This window comes from Algoriphagus jejuensis, assembly GCF_039523455.1.
Taxonomy (GTDB): Bacteria; Bacteroidota; Bacteroidia; order Cytophagales; family Cyclobacteriaceae; genus Algoriphagus; species Algoriphagus jejuensis.
In genome coordinates, this window is sequence record NZ_BAAAFI010000042.1 from 12861 (window position 1) to 37380 (window position 24520).

General features: G+C 48.2%; 17 protein-coding genes. 5 read left to right on the top strand and 12 right to left on the bottom strand.

Annotation, left to right across the window (positions count from 1 at the left end):
* Positions 1–4: 4 nt before the first annotated feature.
* The 6 genes from ABD031_RS16505 to ABD031_RS16530 all read right to left on the bottom strand — a co-directional run bounded on the left by ABD031_RS16505 (position 5) and on the right by ABD031_RS16530 (position 15264).
* Entirely contained in the window at positions 5–1495 is a 1491-nt protein-coding gene (locus ABD031_RS16505) for a RagB/SusD family nutrient uptake outer membrane protein (protein WP_343853467.1), read from the bottom strand.
* Between the two features lie 35 nt (positions 1496–1530).
* Positions 1531–4614, bottom strand: a complete 3084-nt coding sequence (locus ABD031_RS16510) for a SusC/RagA family TonB-linked outer membrane protein (RefSeq protein WP_343853469.1) — start codon at positions 4612–4614, stop codon at positions 1531–1533.
* A 781-nt stretch (positions 4615–5395) separates the two neighbouring features.
* Positions 5396–9589: a hybrid sensor histidine kinase/response regulator transcription factor gene (locus ABD031_RS16515; protein ID WP_343853471.1), complete on the bottom strand. Its 4194-nt coding sequence runs from the start codon at positions 9587–9589 to the stop codon at positions 5396–5398.
* 370 nt (positions 9590–9959) lie between these two features.
* Complete coding sequence (locus ABD031_RS16520) at positions 9960–12119, bottom strand: beta-xylosidase (RefSeq protein WP_343853473.1); 2160 nt, start codon at positions 12117–12119, stop codon at positions 9960–9962.
* Positions 12120–12304: 185 nt separating this feature from the next.
* Positions 12305–13819 carry a carbohydrate-binding protein gene (locus ABD031_RS16525; RefSeq protein WP_343853475.1) on the bottom strand — a complete coding sequence of 505 codons (1515 nt, stop codon included), beginning with the start codon at positions 13817–13819 and terminating at the stop codon, positions 12305–12307.
* Positions 13820–13869: 50 nt separating this feature from the next.
* Complete coding sequence (locus ABD031_RS16530; protein ID WP_343853477.1) at positions 13870–15264, bottom strand: cellulase family glycosylhydrolase; 1395 nt, start codon at positions 15262–15264, stop codon at positions 13870–13872.
* Between the two features lie 219 nt (positions 15265–15483).
* On the opposite strand from ABD031_RS16530, the gene ABD031_RS16535 reads away from it, so the two are divergent.
* On the top strand, positions 15484–15660 hold the full coding sequence (locus ABD031_RS16535; protein ID WP_343853479.1) for a hypothetical protein: 177 nt from the start codon (positions 15484–15486) through the stop codon (positions 15658–15660).
* Between the two features lie 163 nt (positions 15661–15823).
* Here the strand turns inward: ABD031_RS16535 and ABD031_RS16540 are convergent, their stop codons facing one another.
* The 6 genes from ABD031_RS16540 to ABD031_RS16565 form a co-directional block, all read right to left on the bottom strand.
* Positions 15824–16369: an REP-associated tyrosine transposase gene (locus ABD031_RS16540; RefSeq protein WP_343853481.1), complete on the bottom strand. Its 546-nt coding sequence runs from the start codon at positions 16367–16369 to the stop codon at positions 15824–15826.
* A 260-nt stretch (positions 16370–16629) separates the two neighbouring features.
* Positions 16630–17325 carry an ABC transporter ATP-binding protein gene (locus tag ABD031_RS16545; protein WP_343853483.1) on the bottom strand — a complete coding sequence of 232 codons (696 nt, stop codon included), beginning with the start codon at positions 17323–17325 and terminating at the stop codon, positions 16630–16632.
* Positions 17322–18809, bottom strand: a complete 1488-nt coding sequence (locus ABD031_RS16550) for a DUF5687 family protein (RefSeq protein ID WP_343853485.1) — start codon at positions 18807–18809, stop codon at positions 17322–17324. The genes ABD031_RS16545 and ABD031_RS16550 overlap by 4 nt, the downstream gene beginning before the upstream one ends.
* A 138-nt stretch (positions 18810–18947) precedes the next feature.
* Positions 18948–19379, bottom strand: a complete 432-nt coding sequence (locus tag ABD031_RS16555; RefSeq protein ID WP_343853487.1) for a VOC family protein — start codon at positions 19377–19379, stop codon at positions 18948–18950.
* Between the two features lie 132 nt (positions 19380–19511).
* On the bottom strand, positions 19512–19910 hold the full coding sequence (locus ABD031_RS16560) for a VOC family protein (RefSeq protein WP_343853490.1): 399 nt from the start codon (positions 19908–19910) through the stop codon (positions 19512–19514).
* A gap of 117 nt (positions 19911–20027) precedes the next feature.
* Entirely contained in the window at positions 20028–21683 is a 1656-nt protein-coding gene (locus tag ABD031_RS16565) for a S41 family peptidase (RefSeq protein ID WP_343853492.1), read from the bottom strand.
* Between the two features lie 156 nt (positions 21684–21839).
* Between ABD031_RS16565 and ABD031_RS16570 the strand changes: the two genes are divergently transcribed.
* The 4 genes from ABD031_RS16570 to ABD031_RS16585 are packed head-to-tail and all read left to right on the top strand — an operon-like array spanning position 21840 to position 24359.
* Positions 21840–22598: a hemerythrin HHE cation-binding protein gene (locus ABD031_RS16570; protein WP_343853494.1), complete on the top strand. Its 759-nt coding sequence runs from the start codon at positions 21840–21842 to the stop codon at positions 22596–22598.
* Positions 22598–23011 (top strand): Holliday junction resolvase RuvX, encoded by a 414-nt coding sequence (gene ruvX / locus ABD031_RS16575; protein ID WP_343853496.1) that lies wholly within the window; start codon positions 22598–22600, stop codon positions 23009–23011. The genes ABD031_RS16570 and ruvX overlap by 1 nt, the downstream gene beginning before the upstream one ends.
* Positions 23008–23562, top strand: a complete 555-nt coding sequence (gene def, locus ABD031_RS16580; protein WP_343853498.1) for a peptide deformylase — start codon at positions 23008–23010, stop codon at positions 23560–23562. The genes ruvX and def overlap by 4 nt, the downstream gene beginning before the upstream one ends.
* Positions 23562–24359 carry an amidohydrolase gene (locus ABD031_RS16585; RefSeq protein WP_343853500.1) on the top strand — a complete coding sequence of 266 codons (798 nt, stop codon included), beginning with the start codon at positions 23562–23564 and terminating at the stop codon, positions 24357–24359. The genes def and ABD031_RS16585 overlap by 1 nt, the downstream gene beginning before the upstream one ends.
* The last annotated feature ends 161 nt before the right edge of the window (positions 24360–24520 follow it).

Below are 24520 nucleotides of genomic sequence, written 5' to 3' on the forward strand. Positions count from 1 at the left end.
TTAATTAGTAACCAGGAGTTTGAGTCAGTTTCGGATTGTCCACCAGATGCTGGAAATAGATCGGGAAAAGCAACCTGTCTTCTCCTTGTCCATTGATGGGGCCCATCACTTCCACTGCCTTGTCTGTGCGGATCAGGTCCCACCATCTCTTACCTTCTGCCAGCAATTCAAACTGGCGCTCGTCAAGGATAGCATTGTGGAGATCATCGGTAGTCGGATAGTCTTCCAACTTAATACCCGGAAGATCCCTTGCCTGCCTTACTCTATTGACCAGCCGCACTGCTTCCTCTTTGTTTCCCAGCTGCATCTCCGCCTCAGCCTTCAGCAGCAGCATGCCCGCATACCGATAGACCACGACATCCGTATCGTCCTCATTGCCTGAGTAATTTGTCAGATTGTATTTCCCATACCTTCTCTCTCCGAGGTCCTTCACCGACTCAGCGAGCTGCAAGTACCTGAAATAATCACCGTAGATCGTCTGGCCGGTATTCTCGTCGACGGTCTTGGGCGTGTAGTCCGGATACTTTGCGTGCCAAGAGACAGAATCTGTAGGGAAGGTCTCTATCCACTTGTTTTCCAAATGGTCGGAGATAAAAAACGGAGGTACGCCAGCCCAAAACAGGCTATAAATCCCGCCAGCTCCCTGATCTTCCTCTATGTTCAGGACAATGGAGAAGATGAGTTCTGGTCCAGTCTCCATCTGGTTGGAAGGCAGACCAGATCTTTCGGGCTCGTTGCGGAAGAGGGCATGAAAATCCTCTGCCGTATTGACCAGGGCAAACTGACGCATTTGCTCCAGCTTATCCAGGGCTTGTTTTGCCAAAGCATACTCTTTCAGATGCATGTAAACTTCGGCTTGCAGGGAATACACACTTGACAGGGAAAATCTTCCCTTGTCGCGCGGGGTAAGGATGAGTTCCTCGGCCTTCTTCATATCGGGGATGATCACATTGTTCATGATCTCCTCGCCGGAGACCTTCGAACGATAGATATCGTCATTCACTCCCGTGATCACATCCAGATACAAGGGAACATCGCCAAAGACCCGAACGAGGTCGAAGTAGATAAATGCCCGTATCGCGTGTGCCTGGCCCAAGAGTCCATTCACATCGCCGGAGATGTTGGGGATATTGTTGATCGCCAAGTTCGCTCTCAAGAGTGCATTGTAGGTATCACCCCAGCCTCCATAGTTACGGCTCTGGTCATTGAGATTGTTGGTAGTCAGCTGTAGCGCTTCGGGATTTTCTCCTGCCGGAGAGGCTTTAAAATTGTCGGATCGGAATTCTCCCCAGACAAAATACTTTCGGGAATAGGCCGATTGAAGCGCGTCGTAGATCCCGGCGACACCCGCCTGTGCATCCGCCTCTGTTTTCCAAAATTGCGCGTCCGAGATCTCGCTTTGTGGATTCTCTTCCAGTATGTCGTTACAGCCCTGGGAAATGAAAAGGGTAGACGCCAACAGAAATCCTATTCTTAATTTGTGTATAACTCTCATATCGTAATTGTTCTTGATTTTCAATACTATAAACCTCAAAAATTGACACTTACACCGAATATGTATTCTCGGTACAGTGGGTATCGCAGATTGTCCAAGCCAGGCTGGAGCGCATTACCTCTCGATCCCAACTCGGCATTGTAGCCTTCGTAATTGGTCCAAGTCAACAAGTTGTTTCCTGAAGCATAGATTGAAACATTGGACAGGAAGCTCACCTTATCCATCACCGATGCCGGCATGGAGTAGTCCAATCTCAAGGATCTCAACTTGATAAAGTCTGCATCGCTGACCCAAAAAGTATTCGGGCCCAAGCTGTTTCGGGAGCTACCGCTGGCGTTCAGGCTAGGGTATTTCGCAATGTCACCCGGTTGAAACCAAGCTTCCTCTACCCTGTCCGGGCCAGGCACTACCGTCCTTACCAGTCTTTGGTTTCGGCTTTCGTCGTAGCTTCTATAGATATCATTGCCAAAATTGTAGTCGACCATGACGGAGAGTTTGATCCCTTTGTACACAAACTCATTGTAGAATCCACCAAACAGCTTCGGCAAACCGTTTCCGATCACCGTTCTATCGTTGTTTGGGTCGATGTTGAAATCACCATTCCAATCTTTCCACATCACGTCACCGCCCACCAGATCACGGTTTTGAACTTTCAGCTTGTTGACATTACCGGTATAGGTCTGTCCGTCCTGTTCGTATCTGATAAATCCACCTTGCTCATTGAAAATCGGCGTCAGCTGGTTGCCATTGTCATCGAAGGCATTTGATTCATTGTATGGAAAAACACCCAGCGCGGTATATCCCCACATATCTCCAATCGACCCACCCTCTCGGATGATAAATTCACCCCTGATGATCTGACCATTGTCTTCGGCCAGGTCTACCACTTCGTTGATGTTGGTAGCGATGTTGAAGCTCGAAAACCATTTGAAGTCGGGTTTGTTGATCACGTCTCCACTGATGCTAAACTCAATACCCTTATTCTTAATCTCACCGATGTTATTGCTGATGCTGCTGAAGCCCGTTTCCTCTGGAAGTGGGGTGGGATAAAGCAAGTCTGAGGTCAATTTTTCGTAGTAGTCAAAACTTGCATTGATCCTGCCGTCCATAAAGCCGAGGTCGGCACCTAGATAGGACTGCTGTGTGGTTTCCCAAGACAGGTTTTCGTTACCCAACTGGGTGATGGAAATTCCATTTTGGCCGTTGTAGAGGAATCCGGGGGAATAAAGCGTGCGACTGTCAAAGTTGCCGATCCTCTCGTTTCCGTTTTGGGAGATCCCCGCTCTCAGCTTAAATCCCGATACGACGGAAGACAAAGGATCCCAAAATGCCTCATCACTGATCCTCCATCCAATGGATAGTCCAGGGAAAACACCGTATTGGTTTGCTGATCCAAAGCGGGACGAGCCGTCTCTTCTGACCGTCGCGCCCAAAAGGTATTTGCCTTTGTAGTCATAGGTGACCCGTCCAAATTGGGATACAAGCGAATGGCTGGTGCCCGTGGTGTTGGTATTGGCAGCGTCGAGTTCAGCGACGTTGTTGAAGGTCCGAATGATGTCGTTGTTGAAATTGACCGACCGGAATCGGGAATACTCATACTGCCATTTCTGAAACTGGATCCCCACCACGCCGGTGAGGTTGTGGTCGCCAAAGGTTTCTTTGTAGCTGAGATAGTTTTCCTGCTGAATGCTGTAATCCAGATTGGTGATCTCAGAGCCTGCGGGCGGACTGCCCAGCGGCTGCACCACAGTTGGATCAAAATCGTTGTTTCTGCTCAGGTCCAGGTTCATACCGAGCGTCGACTTAAACTTCAACGAAGGCAGGATATCGATCTCGCCATAGGTAAACATCTGTCCCACATAGTCTCGGCTTCGCCGAACTGTGAAGATGGTTTCGGCGACTACGTTCTGTTGACTGGAAGTCTGTGGCACATAGGTGCCATCTGCATCTTGGGTAGGCAGATAGGGAAAGTGGGTAGCCAGCTGTCCGAAGATAGAACCTTCATTCAGGCCATTCCGCTCCATATAGGAAGCATTTACACGGGTGCCGAGCTTCAGTCTCTTTGCAACATTGAAGTTGACATTTAGGGTTGTATTGATTCTTTCAAATCCGGAGTTGTCCACGATGCCCTCTTGGTTGAGATATCCTGTATTCCAATAAAAATTGGCATCGTCCTTTCCCCCACTCAGGGCAAGTCCTACCTGGTCACGGATACCCACGCGGGTGATCATCTCCTGATAGTCAAAATCCTGATTAAACATCGCCGAAAGCGAATCCGCCGGAGGACCTGGGTTTATTGCATTGTTGCCAACTCTGGCCAGTTCATATATCCTGGCCTGCTCGGTGTTGGATACCGGGATCTTGGTTGCCAAAGAGCTGTAGCTGCGAACGTAACTCGCATCGATCTTCGAAGCTCCGCTCGCGCCCTTCTTGGTCGTGACGAGGATGACCCCATTTGCGGACTTCGAACCATAGATGGCGGCTGAAGCTCCGTCCTTCAAGACTTCGATGGAAGCAATGTCATTCGGGTTCAGGTTTTCGATATTGTCCAGCTGCTGTCCATCGACTACATAGAGAGGACCGGTACCGCCATTCAGCGTGGATGTCCCTCGGATCTGGATGTCGGAGGGCTCACCGGGGCCTCCGTTTGACGTGATCGACACACCTGCCATCCGTCCCTTCATACCGTCCAAGACGCCGACCGGAGTCGACTGCGCCAATTCCTCAGACTTCACAGACACGACCGAACCAGTCAGGTCTCGCCTGTTTTGCTCGCCGTAGCCCATCACGACCACCTCATTGAGTTGGGTCATGTCCAAGTCCATTGTCACATCGATTTGACTTTGGTTGCCTACCTTGATCTCCTGGGTATTGTATCCGATAAAGGAGAAAACCAGCACGTCAGTGGGGGAGGCATTTATCTGGAACTTGCCATCTACATCCGTCGTAGTGCCGGCAGTGGTGCCTTTGACGATCACGGTCACTCCGGGCAGTCCCAAGCCGTCTTCGACAGATACTACTGTCCCTGACACAGGAGCTTCTTGCGCGAGTACCATCGTACCATACAAGAGCATCGACAAGGTCAGTAATACTATTCTTTGTAAAATTTTATGAATCATCTTAATTCCATTTAAATTTCGATTGGTTTCTATTTCTACATTTTTGTAGATATCCATTTTCAGGATCTGTTATTGGGTCAAAAGGTTATTTAAGGTTTATTTTATCCATTTAAACGAAAATTAAAATAATCACATAATCACTCGGAATCTATCAGGCCGTACCCTTGTATAAAGATCAACACTTGACTGGCAATTGTTCCTGACCAGATCTTCAATGGGTTCCATCATATCAAATCACATTCAATCTTTCTTGTTCAAAACTTTTGAAGGCCTCTGTCACTCCGCATTTCATTGGGCTTTATGCGAGCTTGATTTCGCAGTGCAGTTTCTTATTCATCTGCCGACAAAAGCCCGGAAGCTTTCCTGAAAATCAGTCGAGCAAATGCCCGTTTTGAACAGTCCAAGCTTCATATATTCCAAAAAAATAAAATCCAAATAATAGGTAATTTCGTACATATCGGCCCGTTTATGCCCTCTGGAGATAGCAATGGCTGTTTTTATAGAAAAAGAAAGGATCCATCATATCCAAGCCGACAGGCTCAGATCGAGGAGATGGGATGATATGGATAAAGGGAATGGACAGGGGTCAATCAGCTCCACGATGTGGATGGACTTTAAAGAAACCAGCGGCAATCAACCAGAAAAATATAGCGAGTGTGTTGTGACATTGGATTTGGGATTTCGCAGTGTTTTAAACAAAAATGGGCCAATACCACCCTAGTAATATTGGCCCGAAAACAGTGTGACACGACACGTATAGCAGCAGCTATTTACAACTATACTAATCCAGCCCCAACTCCTCTTTGAATCGCGATGAATAAGAACTTGGACTCATACCGAAGTGTTTTTTGAATGCTTTTGAAAAGTAATTGGGATCTTTAAAACCCAGTATATATCCCACTTCGGCTATATTGGTCTTATTCTGTTCGATCAGTGACGCAGCCTTTTTCATCTTTAAAGTCAAGATAAAATCCTTTGGTGTCTGATTTGTCCAGGCTTTAAACTTGGTAAACAACAAAGATCTACTTATACCCAGTTCTTCACACAGATGTTGTATATCAAAAAACTCATTGGACAGGTTATCTTTTATAATTTGTATAGCATTCTTCATCATCTCCTCGTCCCTGGAGTTGACACTGACTTCGGAGGAAATAAACTCGCCGGACTCAGCTATCCTCTTTCGCAGCTTCTCATGGGTATTGAGAATATTCCGACACTTCAACAGCAGTTCCCTGAAGTCAAATGGCTTATTGAGAAACTCATCCGCACCGGACTCGAGCCCGTCGTATTTATACACCAAGGATGTCCGGGCGGTCAGCAGAATGAATGGGATATGGCTCGTGCGGATGTCGGATTTGACCTTTTCACAGAATTCTATCCCATCCATGACCGGCATCATCACGTCGCTGATGATCAGATCGGGCTGATCGGAGATCGCATGCTTATAGCCGAGCGCCCCATTTTCTATTAAGACCGTGTTGTAATCCTTGGAGAGCACGCTTTGGACAAAGGCTCCAATCTCCGGATTATCCTCGACGATAAAGACCTTAGGTGCATCCGCCGGCGGACTGATGTGCTCTTCACTTCCGTCCAGCAGATTATTGGGATTCTCGACTTCGGGAATTGCATAGTTGGAGATGTCCTCGCTGTTCAGGAAGGGCGCTATGATCTCCTCATCCGACAAATAGTCCCTGCCCAGACTCATCTCCATCACAAAGTCACTGCCCTTGCCCTCCTCGCTGAACACTTTCAGCTGTCCCTTGTGAAGCTCCATCACATTTTTGGCTATCGCCAAGCCGATCCCCGAGCCTTTCTTAAACTTGGACTTGTTTTCATTGGACGGCACTTCATAGAATCTATCAAAGATCTTGTCCAAATGCTCCGCGGGAATTCCGATGCCGGAGTCCTGCACATGGATCTGGACTTTCGCCCCTTCCAGCATCACGCTCACCTCGATCTTCCCTCCTGACGGAGTATACTTAAATGCGTTGGAGATGAGGTTATAGAGCACCTTTTCCAACTTGTCCCGGTCAAAATAGACCTGGATATCCTCCTGCGAAGTGGTGAACTGATAGTCCAATTCATACAATTTAGCTTGCTGGGAAAAGGACAAAAAGATCTCCTTGGCAAACTTGACGATATTCCCTTCAGCAGCCTGAAGTTTCATCTGTTTGTTTTCCAGCTTTCGAAAATCCATCAGTTCATTGATCAGCTTAAACAGATGGTCGGTGTTTTTCTTGATTACCTGAAGTTGCCTAAAGACCGCGCTGGGCCCTTTATACTCCGAGATCAACTTGTCCAGCGGCGCCGATATCAAGGTCAGCGGAGTCCTGAACTCATGGGAAATGTTGGTAAAAAACTGAAGCTTCTGCTGATTCAACTCCTTTTGGTACATAAACTCCCGGGTCTCCATCTCGAGCTGATGTCGCAGTCGCAGTCTGGAGCGGAAGAAGAAGATAAACACGAACAAAGCCGACAGCACCAGGATGGTGTAAAGCAAATATGCCCAGCCCGTCAGCCACGGGGCACTTTTCATGGTGATCGCCAAGCTGGTGACTTCGGAGCTGATTACGCCGTCCTTGTTTACCCCCCTCACTTCAAACACATAGTCCCCGCCTTTTTGGATGGTATAGGAGACAAAGGGATTGCCCGTCTTGACCCACTCATCCTCCAAACCCCTTAGGCGATAGAGGTAGGTGTTCTTGTCCGAGTTGATATAATTGGGCATGGAGAAGTGGATGGAGAAGATATTCTCATCGTAGTCCAAGGTGATCTCAGAGGTGTATTCGATGGATTGCCCGAGGATCTTCGTGCCATCGTTGACCCGGATCTGTCGGCCGGAGACATAAAACTGGCTGAGGACTACCTGCGGAGCCGACGCCACCTCCACTTGCAGCCTGCTGGGATAGAATGAGGTCACCCCCGATGCTCCACCAAAAAGCATCCTCCCGGAGCTGGTATATATTTTCGCCCCCCGATTAAATTCATTCGGCTGCACTCCATCGTTGCTGTCAAACAACCTGTGTTTTCCGGACACCGGATCATAGGAAACCAGCCCTTCGTCGGTGCTGAGCCAGAGCTTCCCTTCGCTGTCCTCACTGAGTGCAAAAACGCTGGTCACCTTGGGAATTCCTACCGGATAGATCACATCGTCTTTCACATAAAACAGGCCGAAATCATTTGCCGCGATCCAAACCCGGTCTTCTCCCCTGCTTTGCAGGACATCGTGCACGTACAGATTGCTCACCTGCCCATCTTCCATCTTCAATACCTGAAAGTCGAAATTCCCCTCCCTGTATGAGCTGGCGGGCAAAAAACAGATTCCCTTCCCAGTACCGACATACAGATCACCAGCCCGCGTTTTCTGGATCGACCGCACGTTGTTGTTGGGTATAAAAGCCGAATCTACGGCGGCTGTAAAGTGACGAAATTCCTTTTTAGAAGGATCGAAAAGTGTCAGCCCGCGGTTCAACGTACCGATCCAAATCTTGCCATCCGGGGCTTTTTCCAACTCCAGCAATTGGTTAGTGGAGATGCTGCCATTTGGCCTTGACCTCGGATCATAGCGGTATTCCTCAAAGTGTTTGGTCTTCAGATCATAGTGTATCAGGCCTCTATTGAAAGTTGCGATCCATACTTGATGGGAGTCTTCGTAGAGCATATCCTTGACCGACCCGATGTAATTGTCTTCTGCGAGCCTGTTGATCTTCGTAAACTCTTCCTGCCCCGATTGCATCATGTTGATGCCGGCACCCTCCGTGCCGATATAGATGTTGGAATATTGGTCTTCCATAAAGGAACTCACCACGTTGTAGCCGAGCTGGGTACCAAAATGCTCCTGGATTTTCTCAAAATTAAGTTGCTTCTCGCTCCAGAAGTTGATGCCCCCAAAGTAGGTGGAGATCCATACCCCCCCATCGCGATCGGTAAACAAAGCCTTGACGTCATTCCCTTTCAGGCTGTTGGGATTTTGGGAATCATGCCGAATCTGCGCCAGCAGTTTGTGGTTGTTATCCAGTACGTTCAGCCCATCATAGGTCCCGACCCAGAGCCTGTTGTGGTGGTCAAAGGTGATGTCATTTATCTCCTGATTGGTGAGCGGGCTTTCCTCTGCCCTATCCCCATAGCGCTCAAACTGTTCTTCATTTGGCCGGAAATAATACAAGCCTTGCTTCGTCCCTATCCATAGATTTCCGATCAGATCTTCCCTGATACAGGTGATGTCAAAATGCCGTCTTGCTTGAGTGCCTAGAGACTGCGGTGCGTAGGACTTGAAAGTCAATTTATCCCCTACTCTCCCAGTCAACCTGTTGATCCCATCCTGTGTACCCACCCAGATGTCGCCGTTTCGTGTCTTGTAGATTTTGCTGACAAAAGTGGAACTCAGACTTGTCTCGTCCCCGCTCCTGTAGGTATGGATCTTGACCTCTTCCCTTTCTTCATCCAGCACCCGAAGGCCCTCTCTGGTAGCAATCCAAACCTCGGACGCGCCAACTCTCAGCACGTCGTACACGAAGGAAGAAGCCACGGTGACCTTGTCGCCCGGCTCAAAATCATGGGAGGTCTCCAGCACGGGATCAAAGAAACTCAGGCCCTTCTTGCTTCCCACCCAGACACCAGCGCTATCCACCGTGATGGAATAGATGTCATTGATCTTCAAATCATCCACATCACCAGTCTCGCGACGAACGACCGACAGATCATGCCCGTTGTATTTCATCAGGCCATTTCGGGTGCCCAGCCATATCAGTCCCATCTCATCCTGGTCGATGCTGTTTACCGGATTTAGGGAAAAGCCGTCCGAGGTCGGTAGATGGGTGAAAAAGCTAAATGAATTTTCACCTTGACCAAAGGTCAGACTTATTGCGCATAGGAATAGTAGAGAAAGCAAGGATAGCTTAAGCAGCAAGGTCTTTGCGCAAACCAAAAAGGCCTTACACAAACACGCTCCTATCGATGCGTTTTGATAGCTCATATAGCCTTCAATCATTTTGGGTTGTTAATCGACTTTTCGGAAGTCAACTTGTAATAGCTCCTTAATAATGGAGAATTTTTCAGAGAAACTCCAGGTGGCCAAGTTTATAAATCTGCTAAAATTTAGCGACTGACGGCCTTTTTCCCTACTTCCAGAATCTCCAAAAGACAAGGGTTTTTCGTGTCAGTACCGGAGTTGAACAAAACTTTAGTCAAGTACACCCTAAATCCAGACATCGCTGTACTGCCCTATACTGTTTGGCAAATGAGTAAAAACCACCACGACCTCAGAAGGCAGAAAAGGGAGAAGGATATCTATCCCCCTCCCTAAATGGGCGAGCTCTACCCATCTTTGCTGAGCTTTGACGATCTTAACGTACGCTCAGTTTGATTGTGTTCAGGTCTTTTTCCATACTGGAGGTGCCCACAGAGATAGTAAAATCTCCCGGCTCCACCACTTTTTCCATCTTTTGATTGTACAGGGAAAGGTTATCCGGATTCAACTCAAACTCGACCGTTTTGGTCTCTCCGGGAGCCAAGGAAATTCTTTCGAAGCCCTTGAGCAATTTGTCATAGCGACCCACGGAGGCGAAATCATCCCTGATGTACATCTGCACCACCTCATCGCCCTGAAGCTTCCCGCTATTCGTCACATCGACGGATACGGTGGTTTTCTCATTTGGCAGGATTTGTGACTTGGCCAGTCTCAAGTTGGAATACTCAAACTGCGTGTAGCTCAGTCCGAAGCCGAAAGGATACAGCGGAGTCTTATCTGCGAATTTATACTCTCCCTTGCCTGAGCCTACAAAATCGGGTCTTTCGAGATAAGTCACCGGCAGCTGGCCCACAGATCGCGGAAAAGACACGGTCAATTTCCCACCGGGGTTGTAGTCCCCAAAAAGAACTTCAGCCAGCGCATCCCCACTCCTCATGCCGAGGTACCAACTTTCGATGATGGAAGGGACATTTTCGGCGATATAATTGATGGTCAATGGCCTGCCGTTTATCAGGATGACCACCACTGGTTTCCCGGTCTTGACGATCGCCTCGACCAGTTCGTTTTGCACTCCGAAAAGCTCCAAGTCATCTCTGTCAATGCCCTCACCGCAGGTCAGGGTAGATCCACCAACTGCCAAGACTACCACATCGGATTTTTGCGCAGCAGCTATCGCCTCTTGAAAGCCTGCTTTGGAATCGCTGTTGAGACTCGCTCCCTGGGCATAATTGACCTGGATTTTGTCACCGACTTTCTGCTTTATCCCTTCCAACACGGAGGTATAGTAAGGGGGAATGCCGGAATAGCCTCCCATCAGGGTGTATTTTTTACCCTCAGCGACCTCCTCATGGGCGTTGGGGCCAATGACCGCGATGGACTTGATCTTATCCTTGTTTAGAGGCAGCAAGTTGTTTTCATTCTTTAGCAAGACAACCGCCTTCTTTGCTATATCCAGCGCCAATTCCTGGCTTTCCGGAGTGCTGACCACTGGTCTCACTTCGTCGGAATTTTCCTGGTCAAACAGGCCCAGTCTATACTTCATCTTCAAGATGCGGGTCACGCTTTCGTCCACGTATTTGACCAGACTCGGATTGCTTTTCAGCGTGTCCTGCAGCACATTCATGATGTAGGCCGCATCCGCAGGATTTTTCCCGATCACCAAATCCATGTCTACGCCGGTCTGCAATCCCAATACAGCCGCTTCCTTTCTGGATTTGGCGATATAGTGCATGTGATGCAGCCGAGAGACGTCATTATTATCCGAGACCACAAACCCGTCAAAACCCCACTCGTCGCGCAACAAGTCCTGGATCAACCAGGTATTCATGTGACAGGGAACGCCGTTCAGATCCTGATGTCCGGGCATGATGGCACCTACGCCTGCCTCCTTCACCGCTGCCTCAAAGGGCGGCAGATGGATCTCGTATAGCCTGCGTTCGGAGATATCACTAAATCCTCCATTGATGCCGCGGCGGTTTTCGGGATAGGCCACGAAGTGCTTTGCCGTCGCCAGGATATGGTTCTCGTCAAACTTCTCCTTTCCGGTTCCTTGCAGGCCTTCGATGAAAGCCACTCCCATCCTGGACACCAGGTAGGGATCTTCGCCATAGGACTCCTCTACTCTTCCATATCTGCCGTCACCCGTGATGACATCCAAGTTGGGAGAGTAGCAATGCGTGAGATTAGCTGCCCGTGCTTCCTTGGCAATGGCAGTCGTCATAGCCCGGATGGACTCGGGATCCCAGGTCGAACCCAAGGCGATCGCCTGCGGATAGACTGTGGCGCCCGGCAGCCAAAGGCCATGGAGGCACTCGCTGTATCGCATCATCGGAATGCCCAGACGCTCGTTTGGCGGCGCATCCTGCGTCAGTTCCGCCACCTTTTCCTCCAAGGTCATCTGATCCAATAGTTCGGAAACCTTCTTATCGATATCAGAATCGTGCTGCTCGACCATGGCATTGGTCTGACAGGCTGTGAAGACCGCAGCCATCATAAGCGTGCTCAATAGGAGCCTAATATTTCGTCTTACCTGCATAGTGGGTAAAATTTACTGTTGAGTTTATTGTTAATGAACAGCTCAAATAAAGTTCAAGCTTGGCGCACAGAAGTCTGAAAACAGGGTGATTTTGTCCAATCTGGAAGAATATTCACTTCTCATCCCGCAGGAAAAAAGGATTTTACCAAACTGATTTCCAGACTATAAGAAGCAAAAACCTTTTTTCAATCGAACAGAGGATTGGTGGAGATATAGTCCAGCAGCAAGCCTTTGACATCCTCCACACTTCCCGTCTCCAGGCCACCGCCGGTGGCTCCTGTGATCCAGTAGAGCACCATGCCCGCATCGGAACAATCCCATTTGCCTTTCTGGAATTTCACCACGTCATCGACTTCGGCCATCTTGCCGAGAAGCCAAATCCATTGGAGTCGGGGGTCGGGATGGTCTTTGGCCCAATCCCATTGCGGCAGGTCAACTTTGAGGTTTATATTTTGGTCTGGAATCCGAACTTCTTCGACACCGAAATCGAGGATTTGCGCCCAGGAGTAAAAATCCCCCGCGTCGTCATTTGCCGGGTGATGGGTGATCACCTTTACAAACCGGTGCTTTTCCGGATCAGACTCCGACAGCGCCATGCCGATGATGTCGGGCTCGCCTGCCTCCACAATCCACAAGGGATCTGCGGCCGAGGATGCATCGATCGCTTTGGCGAGATCGCTGACGGTCTCTTTCTGCTGCCAAAGTGCATCATAAAAGACCAGCGAATCGTATCCGCCCCAGCGTCGCGCCGTCAGATCGCAAGCCAACTGCATCAGGTGGTGCCGCTCCTTTTCCGCTTTTTCAGAGATCCTGTCACCTCTCACCAAGTCGCAGCTGTGGGAATAATGCACCAATCGCCCGGACAGTCCCGCTGCCCGCAGCAAAGCCAAGGACACGCCCGTACCGCCGAGGTCATCGGGATCGGGGGAATTGCCATCGGCTACGATCGCTATCCTTCCGGCCGGCGGCGCTATCCTGATTTTGTCGCTTTCAGTCGATGTTGAAATAGGGGATGCTGCGAGGATTCCTTCGGGGACGTAGTTGATATCCTGGGTCAGCAGGAATTGATCGAACTCAAATCCATCCTCCCGCATACTGAATTGAATGGTATGAATGCCTGCCTCTGCGACATCGAGAAAGATTTGATGGGGCACGCCGCAGTGTTCTTCCTTTGTCCGCTGCTTGCTTTCCCAGGTCCATTTGTCTTTTCCCTCACACCACTGCATCCGCTGACCGCTCTCAGGCCAGGTCCCGTCTATGCCCACATGGATGCCGTTGTCCTCGCTGCCTGTGGAATAAGCCCTTACCCAGACGTAGTATCGTCCGGGCTTGGTGAATTTCACCGGATAGTGGACTATCGCTATTAGGCCTGGCTGGTCCGAGAAATTTTCCCCACGGATCAACTCATCGTCATGGGTAACCCGAGTGTCCGGCAGGATCTCGAGATATGCCTGCTTGCTGGCACCTTTGGCGTGATTGCCATCCTGATCAGGTGACACGGTAGGCGTATCCAGCTCGGTGGAGAGGTACCATTTCCGCTTTTCTATCAGGGTTTGCTGCGCAAAAGCTTCCGCCTCCACGACTACTAGGCCCTGCTGCTCTTCGGCTACAAGGCCGGTCACTTTTTGTCCCCAAACCGAAGCCGAGATCAAAAGCCCTAAAATTATTGCCGGTACCGTTTTATCTAATTTGATGGACATGCTGAGATGGATTTTTCTGGCAGAAAGTGGCTTGAGCAATAAAGAGAGGCTCATCGTCTCACTCCCGGCTCCACGAGGAGGGAAAGTTCCGCTTGGTCTTTTGGCCATCTTAATATAGTCAACTGCTGCCGGGTTTCATCCCAGATGAAGTCATCCACGGCCCATCTTCCGGTGTTCTTCACGACCTCCAGTCCGGCTTGCTTGAGGGGATCGTGGACTAATACCAGCCCATCTCCCACGCGTAGGGTAAATCCATCCGGATAGTGGCGATTGGCTCCGATGAACAACCTTGAGGCTCCTTTGGAGCTATCAGTCATGAGACTCACGTGAAGCTTGCGCGTGGCAAAGTCAAATTTGAAGGAATGGATGTCTCCTGCGATGGCCTGCGGATAGGGCCGCGCGATGATGTCGGTGATGTACTTTCTCTCTGCCGTTCCCACGCCAACGGAATCGCTGAATATCGCCCAAGTAGATGGCCCGCCGGGCAGAAAGTCCTGCATCACTCTATTTCCCGAAAACCAGGCTTTGATCGTCCCAACTCGGAGGCTGTCAAACAAGTTTACGGTGTAGATGTAGTAGTCCATGTAGTCCCGCTGATCCGCAGCGGATGTATCGGTAGACATCAACGTGGGAAAACCCCACTCCCCGATAAGCATGGGGCCATCTTGGAGTTCTGCCTCTTTGACAAACCGCAACATGGTCGGCCCTATCCATTGTTTCTTGTTTTGATAGATATGCGGGGTAAACACCACATCCTCGCGGTCGATGGCCTTGGTGATCTCCGCGTATTGATTGTGGTTGATCGCGTCGCCCTTATTCATAAAGATCGCCTGGCAGTACATCAGTTTTCCCTGATCCACCTTGCGATACGCATCGATGATTTTTTGGTAGATCGGGACGAGGTAGTCGTTGGTCAGATCTGTATAGGAGATCTCCATGTCGTACTTTCTGGGCTCGTTGACCAGATCATAGCCCTTCACGGCCGCGTTGTCCTTGTATCGGACCCAGATGTTTTTCCAGGCATCGATGTAGGTTTCCTGTTCTCCGTCTTCGTTTCGGTAAAACTTCTCCCAGTTGAAGCCCCTCACTCCGTACACGGTCATCTTGAAGACGGTCTTGATCCCGTGCTTGTGTCCCAGGTCGACCAGACTGTCCAGCTTGAGCAGATAATCGGGCGAAAGTTTCCCGCCGGGAAAGGTGCTCAGTTTACCCAACTCCAGCCGGATTACCTGATAGTTGGCGCCCATCCTCACCATCCTCAGGTAGTCGTCAGGGGTGTAAAAAAGCTCGCCCACCGCATCGTTTGTACTCACTACGAAGCCCCTCGGGATCACATGTCTGCCGTTTTCATCTTTTATGGCACTATCGGTTTGTGAAAATGATTGAAAAACGATACAGCTAAGTACTGCTGAAATTATCCAAATCTTCTTTGTGATCATATTCATAATTATTTTTGCCTACCACCTGATGGAGTTGCCCAACCCTGCTAAAGTAGTCCCCATCACAAAGTCAAAAATCCAGAATGAAGGTAATAATGTCCAATGTTTGGGCAGGACAGAAAAACTAGTAGGAGCTGTTTCAAAAAATCTGCGTGTGGCTACATCAACGACGACATCAAAAATCTTATACTCAAAAAAACTTGTCTACTGGAAGTAAACCAGCAAATGAACTACCTGCTCAGCGTCTGGAATTTCACCACCGCCAAAGGTTTTTCCATTGCTTTGATAGATTACGGGAATGACAAGGCCAGCCTGATCAGTCAGGATGCAGGACGGATGAGTCTTGGTCAAATTAATCACTCCATCTTCTCCGGACTTCAGTACGTTTTCAATTCCATTTGAGGATCCTAACGGAGGCTTGATGGCATAACCAAAATCACCCCCAGAAACGCTTTCACCCACCTTTCCCCCGTCTGGGTGTAGTCAAATCTTCGTCGGGACTGGGTGAAGTTTGCAACTTCACCCTAATATCCCTGCCAATTTCCAATTGGCCAGGACACTTTCATCACCAATAATCTACTTCTATTAAGCCATTTAGGCCTGAATAATTTCTGGCACTGGAATATAGGTAGTCTTCGGCATTTTCGACCAAGCCTGCCCTAACGGGATTTTCATGAATGTACTTCATCCGACTCTCGATCATCTCAGGCCGATACAATTCTATCGCATGATTTTCATGCGTCCAAAACTGCAAATCGCCTGAACGCTTATTAAACTCCGCATGATACTCAAAAATCATCTTCAACCATTCCCTCCTACTTTCCTGCGGATTCTCTAGGATCATTTTCAATAACTTCTTGCTGGTAAACTTCTTGAAATCTCGCACCCAATCCGACAATTCCCCGTCCTTTTGCTGAACTACCAAATGAATATGATTGCTCATGATAACATAACCATATACGTACAATCCCTTTTCTATTCGGCAATACGAAAGGTTTTCCAAAATAAAATCCCGATATGCCTTTCTTGTAAAAACATCAGCCCAACCAACCACTTGAAAAGTAAGAAAATAGGGCATTTCTTGATCCCTAATCTGGTAGGCTTCTCCCATAAAAAATGTTTTTTGACAGTAGCAAATTCCAAATTTGTATCGATAGAAAGGCGTAATTGCAAATTACGCCTAGGCAACGCCATTCCAAAAATTCAACCTTGAACTACACTCAGAGCAGGAAAACACGTGAAGGAAAACCATCTTCAAGAAAAGCAAGTGGGAAAGATCTACGAATTGGCCAAACTGGCTTTGGCAAACGCCAAATAAAAAGCCTTCCGGATTTTCTCCGGAAGACTTCTTACATTTGCTTTGACAGAAAATCACCCCGTAAAATACGCGTCCAGCTCGGCCATCATCTCGGCTTTTTCGCGGAGGTCTCGGATGATCTTCCCTTTCTCCAACAACACGATCCGATCACAGATCTCGGTCACGTGGTTTAGGTCGTGGCTGGAAATCAAAAAGGTGATTTTTGAATTTTCCTTTTCTCGCAAAATCAGCTTTTTCAGGCGAATCTGCGAACTGGGGTCCAGATTTTCAAAAGGTTCATCCAGCAACACCACTTCCGGATTTCCCATCAGCGCGGCAGCGATACCGACTTTCTTCAGGTTGCCTTTGGACAGATCGCGGATGTACTTCTTTTTCCCCAATACCTCATCGTTGAAAAACTCAGTAAACTTATCCAAGTGCAGTTTCAAGTCGGCAACCGATAGGCCATAGATAACACGAAGCGTTTCGAAATATTCGTCCGGAGTGAGGTAGGCCAGCAACATATGCTCATCAAGATAGGCGCCGGTTTTGGCTTTCCATTCCTCAGTTTTGCTTACATCCTCTCCATTGATGGTGACAGATCCTGTCGTCGCCCTCACTAAATCAAGCATGATCCGAAACAGGGTGGTCTTACCTGCACCGTTGTTTCCCACGAGTCCAAAGCACTCTCCGCTGGAAATCTCGAGGGCGGACACATCCAGGACGACGGCTTCTTTGTATTGTTTTTTGAGTTGAGATAGCTGAATCATAGTTCTTGACGGAAGGAGGATGAAATTTCGTAGCGGTTGGCGAGGATGCGGTTGATGTTGATTGTGGAAAGACGCTTAAATCCGAATATCCCCAAGACACCTGTCACTCCCAGCGCCAGGAGACCGGCGTAGTCGTTGAAAAGCAATGAAAACGGCACATAAATCAAGTACGGTCCTAGCATCATGGGAATCATAATGAGGAACTGAGCCGCACCAACGCCCTCGTAGTTGAACATCGCTCCTTTGTTGAGATCCATGGGTTTTGGCTTCCAAAGTGCAAGGTAGATAATCACGTGAACCAGTATCCCGACATTAAACAGGAAAGTCGCGAGGTGGATCAGGAGAAAATGCCATCCGAAGTACGCGTAGGGAACGGAGGCAAGGAAGCAAATCAGGGAAATCGAGAGAAAGAGCAGGTATTTCCCCTTCACCAAAGCTTCTATTCCGCCCCGTTGATTGAGATAAAAATCAAAATTGGACGAATTCCAACTAAGAAACAACTGACCATATTGGATCATGAAAATCCCGGTGATAAAAACTCCCACAAAGATGAAAATGAAGCTAAATCCATCCTCGGTAGTGTAGGCGGGATTGTTGTAAAAGATCAAACCGTACAGCAGGAAGAAAGCCGTCAACATCAGAAAGGTTCGGCTTTTCTTGTGACGGACAATCAGCTTCCATTCAACGTTGGCGAACTCCCCTGCCAGTCCAAATCTGGCAAAAAAGCCAATGGACTGATTGACAAATCGTACGTCCTCCTCTGTAGAAAGGTCCTCCAAATAGGCATGGGACACATAAAACCGATAGCAAAGGAAATATGCAATCCCCATCGCTACCAGCGCCCCGACTACCGGAATGGGACTGACCAGGGCATAGGCAAACACCGGCTGCACCAGCTCGCCCAGATTAAACCAACCCATGTAGCTCGACCCAGCCCCAGCAACCAAAACAATGAAAACACCAACCAATCCGATCAGACTGTCCTCAAAGCGCTGCTTAAACCACAGCATAAACCAATGCAGGGCCCAGCTCGCCAGTGCGATCGTAGCAACCCAAGACAGTGCGCCAAAGCCGCCATAGGTTTCGCTGATCACTTGGACGGCGAATGGCGTCACCAGCAGAATGGCGATGATATTCAGCGCAGAGACGAATGATCGAGTCAGGAGCATCTGGATGATCCGGCTCTTGCCGATGGGCAGATGAAGCAAACTCTCCAGCTCGACCACCGGCAGTTTTTGGATAAAATATCGGTAAAGAAACTCCCCCAGAAAAAAGTAAATGATGAAGCTATTGACCAAGGCAATGTGATCTTGATCCGGAGCTACTTTCTCTAGGATAAATTTGAGCAAGACACCGATCCCGACTACGTAGCTCAACAGCAACACCATCAAAAACCCAAGCAGGATATTGGCCAATAGGCTTTTTGCAAAAGAAGTAGAGCGAAAGCTCTTCAGAAACTGTAATCGGATGAGGGTAAAAAACATGCGTAAAAGTTGGGTTAGATTACCTGATGAGAATATTTCTTATCCGTTAATTTCCTTGGCGGTTTTCTCCGGAGAGGTGAGCGAAAGCGTTCATCGTCAAAAGAAAGAGCCCCCGGAAAACCGACTTCAGCGCCCTAATCAGAAATCATCGTTGATCTCCAGCCAATAACCATCGGGATCCTGGATGTAGATCTGCTTGACCCCATCCACCCGATTGGTGACCTCGCCTTTGACTCCGGCCCAGCTTTCAAAGGGGTAATTTTTGTCTTTCATATTTTGGACAAAAGACTCCATGTCTGGAATGCTGAAGCAAAGATGATTGGTTTTGGACTTTTCCTTTGGCACATCCTTCACTTCAATCAGGTGAAGTGCCGATCCACCGCCGATATCGTACCAGGCGTGTATGCCGTCTTTGAAGGGCTCTTCGATTTCTTTCAGAGAAAGGACGTTTTGGTAGAAGTCCATGCCTTTCTTCAAATCTGAAACATGCACTGCAATATGGTTGACCTTGATCTGCGCAAAGGAGCTGAACGAAAACAGAACAAGCGCGAGGGTTAGTATTTTTTTCATGGCATTATGGGGTTTACTCTTCGATAATAGTTTTTTTTGGCCAAAGGCTCAGGATTTTCAATAAAATTGAAGCAAATCTCTATTTATAAGTCGACTTTAAGATTTGCCGAGAAAAGGAATTTGCAGGTCAGATTAAAAATCATCATTCACTTCTATCCAATAGTTATCTGGATCTCTGAAAAAGATCTGCCGAATTCCATCCGGCCTGACATGAATCTTGCCCTGCTCTCCTGCCCAGTCCTGAAAAGCGCAATTTTTTCTTCTGAGGTTTTCGATGTAGTCATCCATATTCGCCACACTGAAACAGAGGTGATTGGTTTTGGATATTTCCAAAGGAGGAACCAAATGAAGTTCCTCTATCAGATGAACAGAAGCTCCACCGCCAATGTCATACCAGGCATGCAGCCCATCTTTGAAAGGTTCATCGATCTCCTGAAGTCCCAGGACGTCGGCAAAGAAAACCTTGCTACGCCCCAGATCAGCTACGTGGATGGCGATATGGTTGATTTTGATTTTTGAATTATTAGTCATAAAAAATGATTAAAGAGCCAAGCAGGCTCACTCATGTCCTAAGGTCGGGCCAAATTTTTAAAAACAAAAAAACCAATCCGATATGGATTGGCTTTCTCAATAGTTTGGCAAACAAAGTTACTCTTCGATTCCGGGCATCTTCAATGTCTCCGCCATGGAGATTCGATCCGCTTCTCCGAAGAGATTCATTGCTTGTAGGTACACTTCATTAATATCATTAACCACTCGGTAAAACGCATTGTCATCATAGATCTGCCGTCCCAAATGTGCCTTCACCAAGATTCTAAGATATTCTTTCGACTTGGCAAAATCCTTGGCATCAAACTCCACTTTGCTCTTTTTCCCAAACTCCACCAAATCCATCAACATGGCATCACTTACGGTGTAGTCGGAGTAATATTGATCCAAGCTCATGGACGAGAAGCTACTCTTGTTTTTGGTAACAAAGTCAAGGATGTACTCTCTGGAAGCATCGGTATTGAATAGTTTGTTGACGTAAACGCTGTTCATCGTCGTATCCAACGGCACGAAATAGTCCGGCATGATGCCTCCGCCTCCGTAGACGGTTCGACCTTTCTTGGTTTCGTATTTCAGACTGTCATTAAACTTGATACTATCCGCAGAGAAAAACTCCCCATGGGTGTAGCGATTCATCAAATCCGTTTCATAGGCGTCATAATTGGAATCATAAGGCTTCTGGATCGATCTTCCAGAGGGAGTAAAATACCTCGCGATGGTCAATCTCAGCTCTGCTCCGTCTGACAAATCAATCGGCATCTGAACAAGTCCTTTGCCAAAAGAACGTCTGCCGACAATCAGTCCACGGTCGTTGTCCTGAATCGCTCCGGCCAAAATCTCTGAAGCCGACGCAGACCCCTCATTGATCAAGACGATCACAGAACCTTCCTCAAACATGCCCGGCTTGAACGCAAATGCTTTTTGGCTGTACTGGCTAACTTTCCCGACTTGAGAAACGATCACGTCACGGTCTCCCAAAAGTTCATCAGCCATATTGATCGCCGCTCCCATGTATCCGCCGGGATTTCCCTGAAGGTCAATGATGAGTTTTTTCATTCCCTTTGCTTCCAATTCGGCAAGGGAAGTTTTGAATTCCTCGTAGGTGGTCGCCGCAAATCGGCTTACCTTGATATAGCCGATCTCCTGATTGACCATATAGGCAGCGTTGATGCTGTATTGAGGGATTTTATCCCGGGTGATCTCATAGGAAATCAGCTGGGGTTGATTTCTTCGTTTGATGTCCACGGTGACTTTTGAGCCTCTTGGGCCTCTCAGATAGTCAAAAACATCCCGATTGGTGATGCCAATTCCCGCTACGGTTTCCCCGTCCACCGTGATGATCTGATCTCCGGATTGGATTCCCAGCGCCTCTGAAGGACCGCCGGTCAAAGGAGCAACCACGTAAATGGTATCTCTGATAATTCCGAATTCAACACCGATTCCATCAAACTCTCCCTCCAATTGAGACTGGGCCAGGGAAGCGTCCCGTGCCGGGATATAGCTGGAGTGCGGATCTAGATTCTCAAGCATTTTGGTAATCCCATATTCCACGAGTTCATTCGTGTTTACGCTATCGACGTAGTCACGATTGATATAGGTCATGATTTCCTGAAGCTTGTATAGCGCAGCTCTCAAATCGTTTTGATTGCTCTTCGGCTCAGCAAAGGTCGCTCCGATCCAAATCCCCGCAGAAATTGCTAGGGCAAGAATGATCGGCAGCCGGATTTGTGATTTGGTATTCTTAGTCTCGCTCACTTTTTCTCTGATTTTGTATTCAATTAACTCAAACTACCGATAAATGATCCAAGAAGGAAACTGTTTTTAGATAAAATTAACGATTGTTTGTACGACCGGGATCGCTAAAGGTCAGATTTATTCCCCTTTTTCCTCCAAAAAAATTAATTTTGTGCGATGTACTCGAATCGGGATTTCGAAAAGTCTTCTGTAGGTGAATTAGTTTCGGAAAACTATGTTTTCGCGGCTGTGCTGCATTATTTCGGAATCAGCTTTTATCAGTACCCGACCGATTCTTTGGAAAAAGTCTGCCGCAGACACAAAGTCAATCCTAGGACGCTGATCGCTGAATTGGAGTCTTGGGCAATGCGGGTCGACCCTACTCCCGAAGAACTCTACCTCAACCCCATTGAGCTGCTCGTCGCGTACCTCAAAAAAAAGCACTATTTCTTCGTCCGTCAGGAGCTCCCTTTCCTGTCCAATCTCATTTCTGGCATTCAGCCCGAGCAAAATTTTGGTGCTTTAATGGCTGATCTCCGAATCATGTTTCCGCTTTTTGTGGAGGATTTCATCCATCACATCCACGAGGAGGAAAGCCGTCTATTTAAGCGGATCGAAATCCTCCAGGACATCGAAGACGGACACTACCGGATTCAGGATGCGTTGACAATCCTGGAGAAAGATCCGATTCATTTGTTGGCCGATCAGCATGAAATTCACGATGATGAAATGGAAGGAATCAGACGGTTGACCCGGGATTATTTTCTGGAAGAGAGCGCACCGTTGACGATGAAAGTACTCTATCACGAGCTACAAAATTTCGAGAAGGAACTCGCCATCCACGCCAAGATCGAAGACGAATTGCTTTTCCCAAAAGCAGTAGAATTGGAAAAGGAAGCGCTTCGCACCATCCGAAAAAAAATCCGCACCAACTGATGCCCAGAGTTCTAGCCATTGACTTGGGAACTAAGCGAACGGGTTTGGCGGTTACCGATCCGCTGAAAATCCTAGCCAGTCCGCTGGAAACCATCGAGACTGGTCAGTTGATGGCTTTTCTCAAGGCCTATTGTGCCAAAGAAGAGGTCGAAGCCTTGGTCCTCGGACTGCCTACCCGGCTCAACGGCCAGGACAACGAAATGACTCCAAGGGTAATAAAGCTGAAAGAAGAACTTGATAAAGCTTTCCCCGAAAAAAAAATAGCCCTGGTGGATGAACGGTTCACCTCCAAGATGGCCATGCAGAGTATGATCGCCATGGGTAGCAAAAAGAAAGACCGCAGAGAAAAGACCGGAAATCTGGACAAAGTCTCCGCGGCAATCATATTACAATCTTACCTCGCACAACAATGATTTACCCGATAGTCGCCTACGGCAATCCCATCCTCAAAAAAGAAGCGGAAGATATTCCAGAGGGCACTGATCTGACAGCGCTGATCAACGACATGTATGCCACGATGGACTTTGCCAGCGGAGTTGGACTCGCTGCGCCGCAGATCAACCAAGGCGTCAGACTGTTTGTAATCGACAGCAGCCTGATGCTGGACGAAGACGATGAGGAAAAAGGAATCCGTCGTGTCTTCATCAACCCGATTATCGTCGAGGAATATGGTGACGACTACGGTTTTGAGGAAGGCTGCCTCAGCATTCCAGAGGTGCGTGCAGAGATCATCCGCCCGGACAAACTCACATTGGAGTACTTTGACGAGAACTGGAATCTGAAGGAAGAGGAATTCTCCGGCATGACTGCCCGCGTGATCCAACATGAATACGATCACCTCGAAGGCATACTTTTCATCGACTATCTCAAAGGCTTGAAAAAGCGAATGATCCAAGCTAAATTGATCGATGTCAGTAAAGGCAAGATCTCTACAGACTACCGAATGATTTACCCTTTGAAATAATGGGAAGAAGCCCCGAACTCCGCGTCGCGCTCGTGCAGACAGACCTTCATTGGCAGGATAAGACTGCCAACCTGGCGATGCTGGAAGAGAAAATTTGGGACTTAAAAAAGAAAGCCGATTTGATTATCCTTCCCGAAATGTTTCCGACGGGGTTCAGCATGGAGGCTGCAAAAATCGCTGAGCCGATGAATCTGACGGTCTGTAAATGGATGAAGCAGATGGCTGCGCAGACCAAAGCCACCATCACCGGAAGCGTCGTGATTTCAGAGGGAGGCAAATATTACAACCGCCTCCTTTGGGTCAATCCGGATGGCTATACCGAACACTACGACAAGCGACACCTTTTCAGAATGGCCAATGAAGACCGGATTTTTTCTCCCGGTCTCAAGCTCCCCGTTTTCAACCTTAAAGGCTGGGAAATCTGCCCGCAGGTTTGCTACGATTTGAGATTCCCGCTTTGGTCGAGAAATCGATGGGAAAACAATGTCGCCAGTTACGACGTCATTTTCTACATCGCCTCTTGGCCGGCCGCACGGGTCTCCGCTTGGGATGCGTTGCTCCCCGCCAGAGCCATCGAAAACCTCTCCTATTCCATTGGCGTGAATCGGATCGGCTCCGATGGCAACGGCATCGCCTACTCCGGACATTCAGCCGCCTATGACTTTAAAGGAGAAAAAATCTCCGATTTGGGAGAAAAAGACCAGATCCAAATCATTACTTTCTCTGCGGAAAAGCTGACCGAATTCCGAACGAAGTTTCCCGCCTGGAAAGACGCAGATGAGTTCCGAATCCTTTGAAATCCATTCAGCTTTAATTCCCGGACTTTACGCCACCGGGGTTTGAAACAAGCCTAATTTTTGTATTTTAGGCGCCAAATTTCACACCCTGTTTTATCTTTTTCAACGGACGGCCTTAGCCAAAAGCCCGAAAAGCAAAGCAGGTAAATCCTTTTTAGCAT

What these genes read in the sequence shown, in the direction of transcription:
- ABD031_RS16530 (WP_343853477.1), bottom strand. Translation starts at nt 15,264, where the DNA reads ATGAATATGATCACAAAGAAGATTTGGATAATTTCAGCAGTACTTAGC.
- ABD031_RS16570 (WP_343853494.1), top strand. Translation starts at nt 21,840, where the DNA reads ATGTACTCGAATCGGGATTTCGAAAAGTCTTCTGTAGGTGAATTAGTT.
- ABD031_RS16545 (WP_343853483.1), bottom strand. Translation starts at nt 17,325, where the DNA reads ATGATTCAGCTATCTCAACTCAAAAAACAATACAAAGAAGCCGTCGTC.
- ABD031_RS16510 (WP_343853469.1), bottom strand. Translation starts at nt 4,614, where the DNA reads ATGATTCATAAAATTTTACAAAGAATAGTATTACTGACCTTGTCGATG.
- ABD031_RS16540 (WP_343853481.1), bottom strand. Translation starts at nt 16,369, where the DNA reads ATGGGAGAAGCCTACCAGATTAGGGATCAAGAAATGCCCTATTTTCTT.
- ABD031_RS16560 (WP_343853490.1), bottom strand. Translation starts at nt 19,910, where the DNA reads ATGACTAATAATTCAAAAATCAAAATCAACCATATCGCCATCCACGTA.
- ABD031_RS16525 (WP_343853475.1), bottom strand. Translation starts at nt 13,819, where the DNA reads ATGTCCATCAAATTAGATAAAACGGTACCGGCAATAATTTTAGGGCTT.
- ABD031_RS16585 (WP_343853500.1), top strand. Translation starts at nt 23,562, where the DNA reads ATGGGAAGAAGCCCCGAACTCCGCGTCGCGCTCGTGCAGACAGACCTT.
- ABD031_RS16520 (WP_343853473.1), bottom strand. Translation starts at nt 12,119, where the DNA reads ATGCAGGTAAGACGAAATATTAGGCTCCTATTGAGCACGCTTATGATG.
- ABD031_RS16555 (WP_343853487.1), bottom strand. Translation starts at nt 19,379, where the DNA reads ATGAAAAAAATACTAACCCTCGCGCTTGTTCTGTTTTCGTTCAGCTCC.
- ABD031_RS16505 (WP_343853467.1), bottom strand. Translation starts at nt 1,495, where the DNA reads ATGAGAGTTATACACAAATTAAGAATAGGATTTCTGTTGGCGTCTACC.
- ABD031_RS16550 (WP_343853485.1), bottom strand. Translation starts at nt 18,809, where the DNA reads ATGTTTTTTACCCTCATCCGATTACAGTTTCTGAAGAGCTTTCGCTCT.
- ABD031_RS16535 (WP_343853479.1), top strand. Translation starts at nt 15,484, where the DNA reads ATGAACTACCTGCTCAGCGTCTGGAATTTCACCACCGCCAAAGGTTTT.
- def (WP_343853498.1), top strand. Translation starts at nt 23,008, where the DNA reads ATGATTTACCCGATAGTCGCCTACGGCAATCCCATCCTCAAAAAAGAA.
- ABD031_RS16515 (WP_343853471.1), bottom strand. Translation starts at nt 9,589, where the DNA reads ATGAGCTATCAAAACGCATCGATAGGAGCGTGTTTGTGTAAGGCCTTT.
- ruvX (WP_343853496.1), top strand. Translation starts at nt 22,598, where the DNA reads ATGCCCAGAGTTCTAGCCATTGACTTGGGAACTAAGCGAACGGGTTTG.